Source organism: Vibrio paracholerae (assembly GCF_037672085.1).
Classification (GTDB): Bacteria; Pseudomonadota; Gammaproteobacteria; order Enterobacterales; family Vibrionaceae; genus Vibrio; species Vibrio cholerae.
Window position 1 is genome coordinate 96,118 of record NZ_JBBHLM010000001.1, and the last position, 15,561, is coordinate 111,678.

Annotated in this window: 11 protein-coding genes; 5 read left to right on the top strand and 6 right to left on the bottom strand. The window is 44.7% G+C overall.

Annotation, left to right across the window (positions count from 1 at the left end; translation table 11 throughout):
* The first annotated feature begins 344 nt into the window (after positions 1-344).
* Together R4537_RS00385 and R4537_RS00390 are read left to right on the top strand one after the other, a co-directional pair.
* On the top strand, positions 345-1,631 hold the full coding sequence (locus R4537_RS00385; protein ID WP_071178950.1) for a carbohydrate porin: 1,287 nt from the start codon (positions 345-347) through the stop codon (positions 1,629-1,631).
* Between the two features lie 62 nt (positions 1,632-1,693).
* Entirely contained in the window at positions 1,694-2,539 is an 846-nt protein-coding gene (locus R4537_RS00390) for a MalM family protein (RefSeq protein WP_002032066.1), read from the top strand.
* Positions 2,540-2,783: 244 nt separating this feature from the next.
* On the opposite strand, the gene R4537_RS00395 is transcribed toward R4537_RS00390, so the two are convergent.
* The 3 genes from R4537_RS00395 to R4537_RS00405 form a co-directional block, all read right to left on the bottom strand.
* Entirely contained in the window at positions 2,784-5,174 is a 2,391-nt protein-coding gene (locus R4537_RS00395; RefSeq protein WP_071178951.1) for an amylo-alpha-1,6-glucosidase, read from the bottom strand.
* Positions 5,175-5,238: 64 nt separating this feature from the next.
* Positions 5,239-7,017, bottom strand: a complete 1,779-nt coding sequence (locus R4537_RS00400) for an alpha-amylase family protein (protein ID WP_071178952.1) — start codon at positions 7,015-7,017, stop codon at positions 5,239-5,241.
* 54 nt (positions 7,018-7,071) lie between these two features.
* Positions 7,072-8,709 carry an alpha,alpha-phosphotrehalase gene (locus R4537_RS00405; RefSeq protein WP_071178953.1) on the bottom strand — a complete coding sequence of 546 codons (1,638 nt, stop codon included), beginning with the start codon at positions 8,707-8,709 and terminating at the stop codon, positions 7,072-7,074.
* A 318-nt stretch (positions 8,710-9,027) separates the two neighbouring features.
* On the opposite strand from R4537_RS00405, the gene R4537_RS00410 reads away from it, so the two are divergent.
* A complete protein-coding gene (locus R4537_RS00410; RefSeq protein ID WP_071178954.1) occupies positions 9,028-9,954 on the top strand; it encodes a LysR family transcriptional regulator in 927 nt (308 codons plus the stop codon).
* A 175-nt stretch (positions 9,955-10,129) separates the two neighbouring features.
* A complete protein-coding gene (locus tag R4537_RS00415; RefSeq protein WP_071178955.1) occupies positions 10,130-11,287 on the top strand; it encodes a tetratricopeptide repeat protein in 1,158 nt (385 codons plus the stop codon).
* A gap of 259 nt (positions 11,288-11,546) precedes the next feature.
* Here the strand turns inward: R4537_RS00415 and nagB are convergent, their stop codons facing one another.
* The gene (gene nagB, locus R4537_RS00420; RefSeq protein WP_001237050.1) at positions 11,547-12,347 is read right to left on the bottom strand and encodes a glucosamine-6-phosphate deaminase; all 801 of its coding nucleotides are present in this window, start codon (positions 12,345-12,347) and stop codon (positions 11,547-11,549) included.
* A gap of 364 nt (positions 12,348-12,711) precedes the next feature.
* Here nagB and R4537_RS00425 point away from each other — a divergent pair, with 364 nt between their 5' ends.
* Positions 12,712-12,963 carry a DUF3081 domain-containing protein gene (locus R4537_RS00425; protein ID WP_000787145.1) on the top strand — a complete coding sequence of 84 codons (252 nt, stop codon included), beginning with the start codon at positions 12,712-12,714 and terminating at the stop codon, positions 12,961-12,963.
* A gap of 143 nt (positions 12,964-13,106) precedes the next feature.
* Here R4537_RS00425 and R4537_RS00430 read toward each other — a convergent pair whose 3' ends face one another.
* Positions 13,107-15,098: a flavohemoglobin expression-modulating QEGLA motif protein gene (locus R4537_RS00430; protein WP_001133565.1), complete on the bottom strand. Its 1,992-nt coding sequence runs from the start codon at positions 15,096-15,098 to the stop codon at positions 13,107-13,109.
* A gap of 78 nt (positions 15,099-15,176) precedes the next feature.
* Positions 15,177-15,536 (bottom strand): MaoP family protein, encoded by a 360-nt coding sequence (locus R4537_RS00435; protein ID WP_071178956.1) that lies wholly within the window; start codon positions 15,534-15,536, stop codon positions 15,177-15,179.
* Between the last annotated feature and the right edge of the window lie 25 nt (positions 15,537-15,561).

The following is a 15,561-nucleotide window of genomic DNA, read 5'->3' on the forward strand; positions in this document are numbered from 1 at the left end:
AATTTTATTTCATACTGATAACGGAAATGGGGCTAAAGAGTGATCCTTCATACACTTTGTATTAGTTTGTTTGGAAAGTGGCTAACCTACTCCCCCTAGAGAACGTGATCTTAGTTTTAAAAACGACACACTGTAATTTTTCTCATCCTTTCTCCTCCCCCCCAAATAAAAATGGGGTGGAGGAAGTGCCTTTTATCTTCGTAACGTAATCTCAGCACAGTTGAAACAACTGGGGACTCGTTCCCATCTTACCTCTCTTTTTATGCTGCCAACTTTCTGCCTTTGGGGGCTCGACAGAAAAGAGGGTCAAGAATCCAAAATAAAAACCCTAAATGGAGTTAACGATGAAAAAAGTAAGTGTAATTGCTGCCGCAGTGGCCGCGACGCTCGCAGCTGGTTCTGCTTTCGCTGAAGATGCAAAAAATGCTACCGATGTTATTAAAGATGGCTGGGAAGTACACGGCTATGCATCGATGAATTTCCGTACCGTTGACGGTGAAACCGTAGATACAGAATTTGGCAAGCCAGATTACAAAACGGCAGGGACGCATGGCAAAAGTACCAACCAAGTTGAATTTGTGTTGAAGAAACACACTGAGCATCAAAATGGTGTTTGGTCTAACTTTAATGTGCGTTCTGAGTATGGTAACGGTAACTCTTACGCTTACTCCTCTTCTGGTAGCCAAAAGAAAAATGATGAAGCGCAGTTTGAAATAAAAGAGACCTTTGTTGAAATTGGCGGTTTATCTTATTTAGGTGAAGATACTTCTATTTGGGGTGGTCAGCGCTTCCTCAATCGTGCTGCTGGATTGTTGTCTGGTGAGTTTTGGAAGCAATCTTCGGGTGTTGGTGCCGGTATTCAAACTAAGTTAGCCGGTAACACCGCGGGTTTTGCAGTAGTGGTAGCTGACCCTGACGCTGGTGACGTGACTCGTGACGCGGAGCGTAAAACACTGACGTCATACGATCTGTATTACTACGGTGTTGATGTAGGTTTCGGTAGCTTGGACTTCGATTTCAAATATATGAAACAAGCGAATCAAGACAGCAGCTCTGAAGATGGTTTTGGTGCGGCAATTACTCTGAACTCTAGCTACTATGGTTTGAATGGTTGGACGCAAACAGCGATTGCTTATGGCAAGGGTGTTGCGCAAAACCGTGGTGTGAACTTTGGTGGTTGGGCTAGTGGTAATGATCAACAAGAATCACTGTTTTTAACCTCTTACGGTGTGTTGAATATTACTGATAACTGGCAAATGGGGTCTGAGATGACTTATTTTGCTGCGCTTGATGAACTGTTTACTGCTAAGGATCTCAAACGCTGTATCGTAGCTGTACGTCCATCTTATAAAGTGAACGACAATCTACGTATTGAAATGACCGGTTCCTATGCGCATGAAGAAGGCGCTGAAGGATACTGGGGCCGTACAGGCGGTGACGTGAAGAGTGATATCTATAACCTTGAGTTAGCCGCTGCATTTACGGTTAATGCAGATTACTTCGGTCGTCCACAAATTAAGCCTTATGTAAGCTATATTTCAGCGGATGATAAAGAGAGTGCATCACAGTTAGGCATTAAAGATGGCAAAAATGAAACTGTGATCGGTGTTCACACTGAAATTTGGTTCTAAGCGTCTAAAATAGGAAAGGCAGCCAAGTGGCTGCCTTTTTGCACTACAACAGAGAGATAATAATGACAAAAATAAATACCTTTTTTGCCTTTTTCTTAGGTTCCCTACTGACTGGCTGTGCTTCACAACAAGTGGAGTCTACGATCGTGACTCCTCCGGCCGATTCACAGGTGTGTTGCAGTGCGTCTTCTCAATACCCTTATGTAGAACTTCAAGAGAATGAAGCGTTTCGTTTTGATATTGATCTTTCTTCTCCTATCGGCTCGTTCCCGAGTGGCAATAGCCACTTTGCGGCATACCGCTTTAGTGAGCGCTCACAAAGTGCCGTGGTGACATTATCCAGTTTCTTTATTAATGACTCGGTTTTTGTTCCTGAAGTTTTACTACTGACGGAAGACTTCCAAGTCGCTGAACATTACTCAGCCGATCGATTCAGTATTCTCCCTTCTGATGCTTTTACTCGTACACGTTATATCGCTCGTTTCCAAGTGGATACTGAGAAAACGCCATACCTAGTTATCTATACCTCGGCAAACACCTTAGGGAAAAGTATAACCATTGATCACCCAGCCAAAGTTCGAGCTAGAGAGATGGGTGAAGCGATGCCTATGGTGACTGATCCAACTTATATCAAACAGTTAGGTGGGGAGTTATCGTTGAGTGTTGAAACCAAGAAGAGGCGACCATTCCGTGCTGAGCCGCAAAAAGTAAAACCTCAGTCCGCTCCTGCAGTGGTCGCTCCGTTAAATGTTCAACCAGAGTCACAAGCCTTTTATCTGTCAGCGATTGAAAAAGCGGTAAGTACTGGAGACATTCCTAAAGCTCTGAGTCTTCTAGATGAAGCCAAAGCACTGGGAATTGAAGGCGCGCAAGAAGTGTTTGTGAAAGCGGTCAACACAAGAAAATAAAATCTGCCTGTAATAAATTGATATTTAAAAAAATGGAGCCTTTGAGTTCCATTTTTTGTTATTAAAAAGAATGAGTTACATAGATTTACCATGCGCGCACATGGGGATAATGAGAGCCATCCTTGGCTCTCTTGAAAAACCAGCCTACGACTATGCTACTTGGTAGCATAAAAATTGATCACTCACTTACCATCTATCTGCAACCCCAAGTCCTTGGGTTATACACACGTAAGTGTTGAGCGAGTTAATCATGGGCGGTTGAGAGATTCTCCAGCCGCCGTTTGTTTAACAAGAAGTTCTGTTCTTGTAGGGCGGAGTGAGTAAGAGTCCAGTCTGGCCGACAAAGCGTCAGTGGGTATGGAATCCAACTTGGTATGGTGACAAGTGTCGCCTGCATCTTTGGATGGCTGTCGTATTGCTGCTTAGAGTAACGAATGGAGAATTTTCCACCTAAATTTGTCTCAATATGCCAATGCTGATTGTCTGTAACCAAGAGATTGAGATGCAGTTTTAGTTCGGGAAAAGATTGGCTTGGTATGATCTCAATATGTTGATCGATTCCCTGACGATGCCAAATGATATCCAAGTGGTGGCTGCTTCCGAACGGAACTCGCGCAGATACCTCGTTCCATTCATTAGGAAATCGAGGAGCCAAGGTTAGAGTTTGCTGGAGCATTTGTGGCCGATAGCCCAAATAGTCTTGCTGAGCGTTACGGGCGAATTCCGAAACAGACCAAGCCTGAGAATAGGTTCCCGATTCTACGAGCTTTTCTGTAGATATCTGATAAGCATCAAGGTTTTCACTCATCGTGCCACGATGCCCTTGATGCAACACCTGATGGGTTAATTGCTTTGTTAACTGATACGCCAATTCGGTTTGGTTGAAACGTGTCAAAGCCGAGACCGTAAAACCTGCATTCCACCCCCAGATTGTCCCATTATGATAAGCGGCATCTTTATGGTATTCGCTTCGGTTGTCATGGTAAGGATGAAACTCAGGATGATGTTGATTTAAAGAACAAATCCCCCATGGGAAAAGTAGATTTTCCGTCGCTTGGGTGAGTATGGCTGCTGCGTATTCTTCTGTGAATAGCGGTTGTTGTTGTGGAATCGTGATCGTCATTAATTGATTCGGGCGGATAGTCCAATCCGGATGATCAGTGTGATCTAAGCGATCGGCTAGGCGTAGTTTGGAACTGTCCCAAAACTTCTCTGTAAAACTCTGTTTAACCTTTTGAGCCATGGATTGCCAATGGTCGGCGGAGGTCACATCCCCTAATAGTTGGGCAAGAGTGACTCCTACTTGGAGGCTTTCATACCAAAGAGCTTGTATGTCGTTGGCTTTTGGCCCTCGTGGAGACCAAGGGATCTGGCCTTCTATTTTTGCATCCATCCAGGTATCTGGGTCTCGGTGTAACATGCATCCATCATCGGCTAAATAGTGACGTTCTACACCGGAGATGAAGTGTTTTAAGACGGGATACAGTTTGGAGGCAAAAGCTGTATCACCACTGTAGTTGAGATATTCTAGGAGCTCGCGAATCATCCAAGGAGTGCCATCAGTTGTGTTGTAAATGATCTGCGAGTCACTGCTGACTCGATTTGGGATTCGTCCATAATGTACCGAATCTGGGCGAGTTTCCTGAAGACGAGCAAAGTCCTCAATAATCGATTTAGCCGTAGCGAAGTCGCCGTTCACCAAACAGATTCCCGGTAGAGCAATAAAAGTATCTCTTCCCCAGCCATCTTTAAACCAAGGGAGGCCAGCCCAAATACCGGAGTAACCGAATTCCTGATTAATCATCGAATGACCTGAGAATCTAGCCCACATCAAAGCTTTGTTGTATTCGTGGTGGTTACACCACAGCATGTTTTGAGTCAGAAATTGATAAATAGTCCTTTTATTTTTTTCAAACGCCTGTTGCTGAACCGCTGTGGCTGCCTGTTCAACGGCTTCTTCCAGTGTGTGGGTGAATGAGAAGTAAATGTGTAACGCGGTTGTTTTGGTGCTGGTTGTGATGGTCAGTCTAACTGGAGAGCTGTTTTCACATAATGTCACGCTTTGGCTGGCGCTAATCGCTAAATAACAAGGATCACCTTCTGTACGATATGCAGCCGGAATTTCATATACCCAAGCGGTGTCACTGAGATGGACAATAAATTGATTGAGGGGAAGATTCAGTTCGGGTTTTAAAGTCATCAAAGCAGGTTGTTTGGCGTTAAGCGTAATGCAGGCGAGCCGCTTGCCTTGTATGAGAGAAAAACAGTCTGAGCCAAAAGCATAATGATGCTCAACACCATAAGGTAGAAAACGCGCGGTAAGCGCTTGTGATTTATCACAACGGTGCTCTGCGATGGTGGCAGAGTAATCGCCAAGATAGCCATTTTTCTTATGCTGGTACTTATTGGTACTACTCGATTGATAGGTGGAGCCTGCATAATATCCATCGATATTATCTGTCATCACGTAAGCCAATGCCTCTTGGCTTGAAATCGCCAAAAAGTCAAAAAGCTCGGTTTGGGAGAGAGCAAAAGTGGGTGCCAGACAGGGGGATGAAGTCATGGATTGTTCCATAGGCTGAGCAATATTTGTCTGGAGAGAATGAGTTAGAGATTCGGTTCGATGGGTATTCATAAATCATTATCCTAAAAAGGGTACCGAAAACGGCACCCTGTACATAGAATCAGTCGATAAAGGTTCAATTGGCGTGCTTTTTTTCAAGTAAATAAGCATGTGCTGCAAAGGGGGTTAATGTGCAGCATATTTGCCCAACACCTTGAGTAATTTGCAAAAGCACAGGCTCTGCAAGACCGATTTCATCCACTAAGGTGTAAGTGCCATCGGGTAATGAACAATAACGGATCAATTCAGCCGGAAGTGTCAAATTAAGATCACATGTGGTATTGGCTTCAAAATGGCTAAGGGCAATAATCAGCTCAGAGTGACAGCTGCGTGCAAAAGCATGAGCTTGGTTACCTAAAGAATGCGCATTAGCAGAATAGAGATCCCAGTATTGTCCACATAAGGCTGGATGTTGAAGCGAAAAGTTCAGTAAGCGAGCGTAAAATGCGCGTAAATCTCTTTGCCTATCGGACAGTTGCTCTCCGTCGAAGAGTCCGTTATTCATCCATTTTTGATGTTCAGGAACACCAATATAATCGAAGATAGATGTGCGGGAAGGTCTGCCAAAGCCTGCATCTTCTGAGCCATCTTCACCGACCTCTTGACCGAAATACACCATACTCGGTGCACTACTAATCAAAACGCTGACTAACATGGCAGGTTTGCCCCATTCGGGATTGCCAGCAAATTCAGGTGCGGCTAAGCGCTGTTCGTCATGGTTTTCAAGGAAATGCAGCATATGGTGCTCAATATCACTCATTTCTTGTTGGATACGACTAATTTCTTGAGTGGATTCCTTACCTTGAATAATGGCTTTTAAGCGATCGTACAGATCTACTTTGTCGTACAGATAATCCATTTTCCCTAAATGTAGATAATCTCGGTAACGTTCAGGTTGGTATACTTCTGCCACCAAAATAGCTTCTGGGTTGCGCATTTTGATGGTGGAATTGAGATAACTCCAAAACTCGATGGGAACCATTTCAGCCATATCGTAGCGAAACCCGTCCACACCGTGAGAAAGCCAAAAGAGGGCAATTTCACGAAATTTATGCCAAGAGTCGGGGAGCTCTTGGTTCTGCCAGAATGCATGATGCTCGCGGTAAGTGAATTGTTCGTAACCCGCGGGGAGAGAAGGAAAGTCCTTTGTGCCATCTGGGCGTACACCATAATTAATTTTTACGGTTTCATACCAGTCATCGAAAGCAGGCTTGGCTTTACGTGCTCCATTTCCCGTCCATTTTGCTGGATTTTCTTGATATGACTGCCAGCCCATTAAGGTCTTTTCACCTAATGGTTGATAATCGTTTGGGTAATCAGGAAGTTCAAAAGGCTGGTTAGGAAGGTAATAAAAATTGTTATCTCGGTGGTATTCAACATCTGAGTTGTCGTTAGCGCCGAAATCACAGCTACCCAATGGGTTATTTTGGCTCCGGTAGTTACGGGCAACATGGTTAGGAACGATATCGATAATAACTTTCATACCATGTTGGTGAGTACGGTTAATTAATGAAAGGAATTCATCCAGACGATGAGCTGGATCGTCGGCTAAATCTGGATTGACTGAATAATAATCTTTGATTGCGTAAGGTGAACCGGCTCGTCCTTTCACAACGGCTGGGTGGTCATGATGGATACCATAGGCCGAGTAATCTCTGACGAGAGCATGGTGAAGAACGCCGGTATACCAAATATGGGTAATTCCTAGATTGCGAATTTCGGCTAGCGCGGTATCGGTAAAATCGCTGAATTTTCCCACACCATTTTCTTCGAGTGTGCCCCAGCGGACGAAATTCTGCTTTTTATTCCCGAAAAGTCGAGTGAATACCTGATAAATCGCTTTTTTTTGTTTCATGGTTTGACTCATGCCTGCAAAACATATCACCCGACAAGTGCCGGGCGAATGAGATTAGTGGGTGAAACGAATAGCAAAGGATTCATAAGGTCTTAACGTTAACGTATCAGACCAAGATTGCCGAAACTCGTAGTTTGAGATCAACACCTCGTGGTGAGCATCGCCTGCGATTGGCAACTGAGAGATTGTTTGTTCAGCATGACTGAAATTACTGACGACCAGAATCCGTTCTCCCTGATATTCACGCGTATAAGCAAAGACAGATTCATGTTCAGCGGCGACGGGGGTGAAAGTGCCATACACGATCACAGGGAGCTTTTTACGTAAGGCGATCAGGTGCTGGTAATGATAGAAAATAGAGTTTTGATCGGCTAACGCTTGTTCCACATTAATTTGCATATAGTTGGGATTCACCTCAATCCAGGGACGAGCTGAAGTGAATCCTGCATTTTCACTGTTATCCCACTGCATTGGCGTTCGCGCATTGTCACGACTATTTTCGTGAATCGCAGCCATCATCGCATCATGTGATATTCCAGATTGCGTTTTCACTTTATAAAAGTTCAACGTCTCGATATCGCGGTACTGATCCAAACTATCAAAGGCGACATTGGTCATGCCAATTTCTTCTCCTTGATAAATGTAAGGTGTACCTTTAAGAAAATGGAGCGTAGTAGCAAGCATTTTCGCAGATTCGACTCGATATTGCCCTGTATCTCCGTATTTAGAAACTGCACGAGGTAAGTCATGGTTATTCCAAAACAGAGAATTCCATCCTCGGTCGGCAAGTTCGATCTGCCATTTAGTAAGCACTTGCTTAAATTGGCGTAGATCGAGAGGAATTGGACGCCATTTTTCCCCGTTTTCCCATGTCAAAGTAATATGTTCAAATTGAAAGACCATAGAAAGTTCATGACGTGCGGGATCGCTGTATAATTTCGCGATTTCTGGTGTGGCTCCCCAAGTCTCTCCGACCGTCAGTAGGTTTTTATCTCCGAAAGTCGCGTGGTTCATCTCTTGCAATAGAGTGTGTAAGCGAGGCCCATTACCTGTAATGCCACGTTCAATTTCTTTACCAATTAAATCAATGACATCCAGTCTGAATCCACCAATGCCTTTATCTATCCACCAGTTCATCATCTTGTGTACTTCTTGTTGTACACGGGGATTCTCCCAGTTCAGATCCGGTTGGCGCGCAGAGAAAAGATGGAAATAGTATTGTTGGGTTTGCGGATCCCACTGCCAAGCACTGCCCCCAAAGATGGATTGCATATCATTCGGGGGGCTGCCGTCTGGTTGCGCATCACGCCAAATATAAAAATCTCTGAAAGGACTGTCTTTGCTCGCACGAGCAGCCTGAAACCAAGGGTGTTCATCAGACGTATGATTGACAACCAAATCCATCACGACCTTGATATTGCGTGCGCGAGCTTCGGTGAGTAAACGCTCCATATCGTGCATATCGCCAAATTCTTCAGCAATCGCTTGATAGTCAGAAATATCATAGCCGTTATCGTCCATTGGTGAACGATAGACAGGTGATAACCACAGAACGTTGACACCGAGAGTCGATAGGTAATCCAGTTTACTGATAATGCCAGGTAGGTCACCGATACCATCATGATTAGAATCGCAAAAGCTACGTGGGTAAATTTGGTATACAACGGCATCGTGCCACCATTGTTTATGCATGTCTTTTCTCCGTTGCGAATGAATGCTTGAACTATAGCGGGAGTAAGAGAAAGTAAAAAATTGATTTTTCTCTGCATGATATAGGAAATGGCTATATCATCTATTTGTAATGCTCTCTCTGTGTTGGGTATGATTAACTTACGTAGAAAGAACAGATTCTCTCTTTCCTACGGAGAGCTACGGTGTCGTTGGTTATGCGTGTTTGCCTAAATGCATTGTTTGTCATGTTCATAACACGACTAGAATTAAAGCATCGCTGAATGCTAGTGAGCTTTGGATAGAGAAATGTGAACTGAAGCAAGACAAGGTGACTGATTAATGCACAAGCACTACCGGTATTTTCTGATGGTTGCTCATCTAGGGAATATAAAACAAGCGGCAGAAAGGCTACATATTACCCAACCTTCTTTGACGGCTGCGATTAAAAAGTTAGAAAGTGATATTGGTTTTACCCTATTTCATCGTCGCTCTAAAGGTGTTGAGTTAACTGAGTACGGCCAACTACTCAAAGAACATGTCCAAGAGCAGCAAGAACAACATAATCATTTATTGCATCGTTTGCAGGATATGCAGCAAAGGGAAAAAGGAAAATTAAAGCTGGGTACGGGAGATGCTTGGTGGGAATTGTTTGTGCGCGACGCTTTGAACCAGTATCTACAAGATGTAGAAGCAAGCTCAATTCACTTAGAGTTTGGGAATAATTTAGCGCTCATGCACCATTTAGTACAAAGTGAAATTGATTTATTTATTGGGCATGAAGTGTACGGGTTGAGTGAGCGATGTAAGGTGAAATTTATTCCATTATTGCAAGATAAAGAGGCCATTTATGTCCGTTCTGGGCATCCATTACTCTCTGGGAAGACTCAAACCGAGCTTGACGTCGCACAAGCTGCATACCCAGTCATACGAGTAACACCTGATCATCCGCGTCATCGTTCAGTCCTTGCAGAACAAAACATTTCAAAAATGGATACCGTTTTTGCACAAGATGTGGGGCGACAGGTTTATCATGTCGATTCATTAGCCGCGAGTTTAGATATCCTCCGTTACACTGATGCTGTCATGCCGTACAGTAGTAAGTTGTGCCAGTGGATGGAAGCACATGGTGCGAAGGTGCTTGTTATTAACGCCGCACAAGTCGGTAACGTAGGTATTTATTACGCCTCACCGCTTAGCGATAATCAGAAAGTATCGCGAATAATCGATTTGTTGAAGAAATCGTGTGAGTTAAGTGAATTTACGTAACTCTATGAGTCTAAATCGAACATTGGGTTGAAAAAGCAAAAATGGGTGGCGGATCTCCACCCATTTTTTATCGCACATAGTTTCTACGTTGGATGTACAGTACAATTCAACCATCGTTTAGTTTTGCCTGCCTTCAAACGGTGCTGGCAAATGCAGTGACCCAGTTAGAGAAACTATGAATATTATCGGAATTGCGATTGGCGCTACCGGGCTAACACTTATCCTGATTTTTGTCTGGATGATTGTGCTATCCGTCAGACGTAAGCGACTAGAGGAAGAACGCAGGGCCAGAGAAGAAGCGTATCGCAAAGCGTTAGAGCGTAACCGAGAGCAAGAACGCAAAGAAAGATTGTTTAAAGCCGAATCCGGACATATTCCAACTATTTTGTTTTTAGCCAAAGAGGCGGAACGCAACAGTTTAAAAGAAGCCTTGTTTTGGTATGAAAAAGCCGCCCATCTCGACAATATTCCGGCCATGTACGGTATTGTGCGGGTTTGTCAGCGGATCCGAGAGGATGTAGTTGCGAAAGAGAAGGCCAAGTTTTGGCAAACCTGTGTGCGTGGTATTGAAGGCGATCTGGCTTCTAAATTTGAAACTGGCATGGCATGGCTATACGGTCGTGGGGTGGAAGTTAACGTTTCGCGAGGTATTGGGCTAATTCAAGAAGCGGCAGAAGCTAATTTCATTGATGCGATTTTGTTTATGGGCGGATGGTGCGTGTCGAAAGATAACATTGCTCCGACGCCTTCAGATTCGACGTTTTGGTATGAAAAGGCCGCTCGTATGGGCAGTGCCGAAGGCATGATGAGATTAGGGCAAAACTTGCTGCATGGTATTGGTGGCGCCAGTGATTTTCCGATGGCGTGTTATTGGTTAGAGCGTGCCTCAGAAAAAGGGCACCCCGAAGCCATGTATCATGCCGGCGAAGCGTGGATTGACCGTGGTGCTCACGGTAAAGCAATTGCGTATATTTGGTTGTTTCTTTCGGCTTCTATGGGGTATGAGCCTGCGAAAAATCTGCGTGATTTGGTAGGTGGTAAGCTCGGAGTGGAATCGATTGTCGGTTTACAAGCCTTGGCCAAACCGTTGCAACGTAAATTAGCCACCAGTTCGGTGACTAAACATTCGATGATTCGTGCGTTGAATAAACTGTATAAACGCCAGATCCCGATTCCGACGAAAGATGTGGTGGATCCTCTCGCAGAGCAAGAAGCCGAGTCTTTAATTGATTTAATTGAACCTAATGCTCTCAATGACGTGCCTCATGTTACCAGTGAGCGACTGGATTTCTCACAAGGCCCAATCGATAGTCTCCCGCTTGACAAAAGATGATGAGAAAAAGGGGCTCTATACCCTTCCTACTTGAAGCTGCAGGGGTGTTGGCTACGTTCGCTCACCCCAATCACATAGTTTATCTATGCTCATGGGGATTCACTCTCTTGCCGCCTACCTGCAACTCCAAGTTGTTTGGGTATACATGTATTTGAGCCCCTTCTGACCCGAATAGACTCTCAGTGGTTGAAGAGAGTTATGAATAAAAACGCCCCGAATATCATATCGGGGCGTTTTTATTCGCTGAGTGAGATTTATCTTAGAAGCCTACGATATTTTTGGCTTCTAGCTCAGTGAAATATTTAACGGTTTTCACTTTCAGCTCTTGGGTTGATGGCTCGTCACATACGATCACCGCTTTAGGGTGCAGTTGCAGTGCAGAGACAGTCCATAGGTGGTTTACACTCCCTTCAACCGCTGCTTGCAGTGCCAGCGCCTTGTTGTGCCCAGTCACGAGAATCATGATCTCTTGTGCATCCAGCAATGTGCCTACGCCGATAGTGAGCGCATACTTAGGCACTTGATTGATATCACCATCAAAGAAACGTGAGTTAGCGATACGAGTATCTTCGGTCAGGGTTTTGATACGAGTGCGTGAAGAGAGAGAAGACGCTGGTTCATTAAAGGCGATGTGGCCATCGTTACCTACACCACCCATGAACAGGTTGATCTTACCGTAAGATTTGATTTTGTCTTCGTAGCGCTTGCATTCTGCTTCGTGATCATCGGTATTGCCGTTCAGCAGATTGATATTTTCTTCTTGGATATCAATGTGATTGAAGAAGTTGTTGTACATGAATGAGCGGTAAGACTCAGGGTGGTCTGCGGCTAGGCCAACATACTCATCCATGTTGAAAGTGACGACGTGTTTGAAGCTCACTTCACCCGCTTTATGCATTTCAATCAGCGCTTTATAAGTCGCGAGTGGTGTGCCACCAGTAGGGAGTCCCAATACAAAAGGACGTTCAGCTGTTGGTTGAAACTCGTTGATACGCTTAACAATGTGTGCAGCCGCCCATTTACCAACTTGTGCTGCCGCTTTCAGTGGGATAAGTCTCATGTATTGCCCCTAGATTTGAATTTATGATGCCTTGCAATTCCCTTCCTACTGAGTGCCCTAGTGCAAACAAAGCAGAGTGGGTTTATGTTAATTTGCATTATAAAATAAGTAAGGTTGAACTGCCATTGTTTTAGGTCAAAAAATTATAGTCTTGATAAAAGCGGCCAACCAATAGGCTTGAATCGGGTGGATGTTCGGCAATCTAGAGCCTTGTCCTATCAAGATAAGCTTCGTCCAATATAACGGGTCTCAAAAAATTTATGGCCAAAATTAAGTGTTTTTTTGCGCTGACGCAGATCATAAACTGGCAAGCTGGCGCCTAACTGCCAATACTGATTATGGGCACATGTCGAGGAAAAAGATCATGAAAAATGAACTGGAACCGAGCAAAGTCTTATCGGCGTATGAAACGGTAATGGAAAATGGCTCACCCACTGAATTTGGCAAGATCTATGAAGGAATTGAAGCGTATGCGGATTATGATGGCTACAACATCTTCATGCGTGGTAACGGTGTTGAGCTGAAGATTGGCTTCCACAATACCTACCATTTGGCCTATGAGCAGGAGCACTTACGTGACAGTTTCCTGAAAAAACTGAGCATGTTGGCGAAATAATGCAGGATATTTTTACCTGATGTTTTAAGTCATTTGGATATAGTGCTGATTCATCTCCCTAAAAAAGCCCTGAGCAGTGGCCTGCGTCAGGGCTTTGGGAGAAAGATCCTCTTGTATCGAGTGAGCTTATTGCCTCAAGTGAGTTAGTGGCGTAGCGACTCAATCAAATATTTGAGGGTGGGCTCTGGCTCGCTGCCTAAATCATCGAAACGGAATTGGGGTTTAATCAGCCAACCGCGCTCGACCAGCTCATCAATTAAATCAAGATATTGATAGCTGCATTTCCCGACCAACAGATTATCTAAGCTGCGCTTTTGTGCTTGCTGCAAGGTATTGATAAACCCTTCAAGATAAAGGTGATCTTTGGTGAAACCTCCGCCGCGATACACCCGTGTGGTGGTCACAAAGGCGCTTTCTCGATCGACACCATACTCTTCGGTTAAGTAGCTGAAGGTTTGGTAGAAATTGTGCTCTTTAAGCATGGAATCGACCGCCAACACTCGCGTTGCCAAGGTTTTGAGTCGCTCATGCGACATATAACCCGCTTTGTATTCTGCCAAAATGGCCAACCCTTCTTGTGACTCTGTTGCGCCGGGTAAACCAATCGAAAACACGCGTAAAGGCTGCATGCGGCCGTTAAAAGTGGTGGCGAGATGAACGCCAATTTCATGCTGAATTAGGCGCTGTATCTCTGCATGTGAATACATCACCTTGCTATTGAGATATAAGGTTGGAGGCTTTTTGCCACTCACCATCGCCCGCGCTGCCAGTGATGCTGTGGGTGTAATATGGCAATGCATACCCCATTCTTGTGCTTTTTTCAGCATGATTTCAGCGGCTTGATCCGCGTTATACAGCTCGCCTTTCTCTTCCGGTAACGTCTTGGCGTAGAGTAGAAATTTCGCGTTTTCTATCGCGGTACGGTTCGGGCGGCCATAAAAACGCAGCGAGTTATACAGAAAGGATTCTTGACCTATGCTGGTGAGCAAGTCGATTTTTTCGCTCAGCTTATCGACCATCGAGCCGTACAACTGTTTCAAATCAGGATCGGAAATGGTCTCAATTGGCAATTGATACAGTTGCTGCTTAAATTCATTGGCGTTGATAGGTAACTGTTTATAGCGAAACTCAGGTTTGTAGCGACTCGGTGCCGCTTCAAAACGCTTCTGCTCAATATTGATATTGGTTGGGTTGACGTATTTAAGTGTCTCAACTTTGCGCGTCAGTTTGGACAGCGCATCATCAATACTCAAAATTGCGGGTTCAATCGATGAGCCAAGCATTTTCGCTTTGCTTATTCGGCGACGATTATGACGACGCTGAAAATAGGCACTGGTTTGGCTCAATGCACCTTTAAGGCCGCTACACAGCGCGTTTAGCACCAAGGGATAGACAGTGCCAGTATCCTCCTCCATGAAGACTTTTTTTACTTCGGTGGGGAGTACTAACGTTCGGTCAAAATGGGCGTTGGTATGGGCAATTAAATAGCCACGGCCTTCAAATACCGCGTTGATTTCGGTGCTATTTTCGATGTGCGGTAGCTGAATTTTACTCAGTTCAGCACAGAAACGCTTCACCACGGAGCCCCAACGCTGCATGTCGATTTGTGCGGTACCTACGTTAAACACTGGCGTCGGTTTATCACCCAGCTGTTTATAGTTGTAAGCGTACATATCAAACACAATCACCATGCCATGCATCGCTTCAAGTTTGCGGATTAACGCCTCATAGAGTTGATAAAACGCGCTGTGCTTACGATGGCTCTCGGTACGCTGTTTATCGCTCAAAGGGCGATTCCAGGCAGATTTATAGCGGGTACTGAGGGTTTTTGCGCGGTTCAGATCGTACTCGAAGCGAGAATCGAGGCCACACAAAGTGATGGGCTGGGAGGCAATAAATTGATCGGTATAAGGTGCTTCTTCAAGATTACGCTCCGTTTTACTCAGTTGGCACTGTTTGAGCAAATCTTCGCGTAAACGGCTTCCCGCATGGATAGCGGTGCAGACCACAGGCAGATAGTCTTCTATCTTGATAAAACAGCCAGCAGATTCGAGCTCTCCGGCGAAAGGCTGCTCTCGCTGGATCAGCGATAACATCTCTTCAAGAGAATAAACGTTAGAAACTGGGTTAGGCATCTTTCCTCTCAAAGGACACCAATTCTCGTCCATCCATGCCAGAGGGCTACAAATTATTTCTGTAGCCCGAAGGAAAGATTAATCTTCCTCACTCAAGCTTGGTTCGTCGTCGGTGTAATCTTCAACGCCATCAGGCTTGTTGCGGCCATTCAAGGTATGGAAACGCTTGCGGCCACGAGCCAGACGGGTGTATTTCACCCAAGCTTTCTCTAACTTATTTTCTGCTAACTCTGGATTGGCGAGTACTTTTAGAAAATGCTCTTCATCGGCATTTTCGGGCTGTAGCTCACCACTCTCCAAACCGAGCATAGTGTCGCCATACCGAGTTAGGATATCCTCTTCTGCTAGAGTAAAGTCTCCAGATTTAGCAAAGCCTCTTGGGAACTTCTTAGTATCGAAAAAACGTTTTTTTCCTTGACGAAATGCTGTCTCAGACATGTCAACCTCGTGTGAATATGTTCAA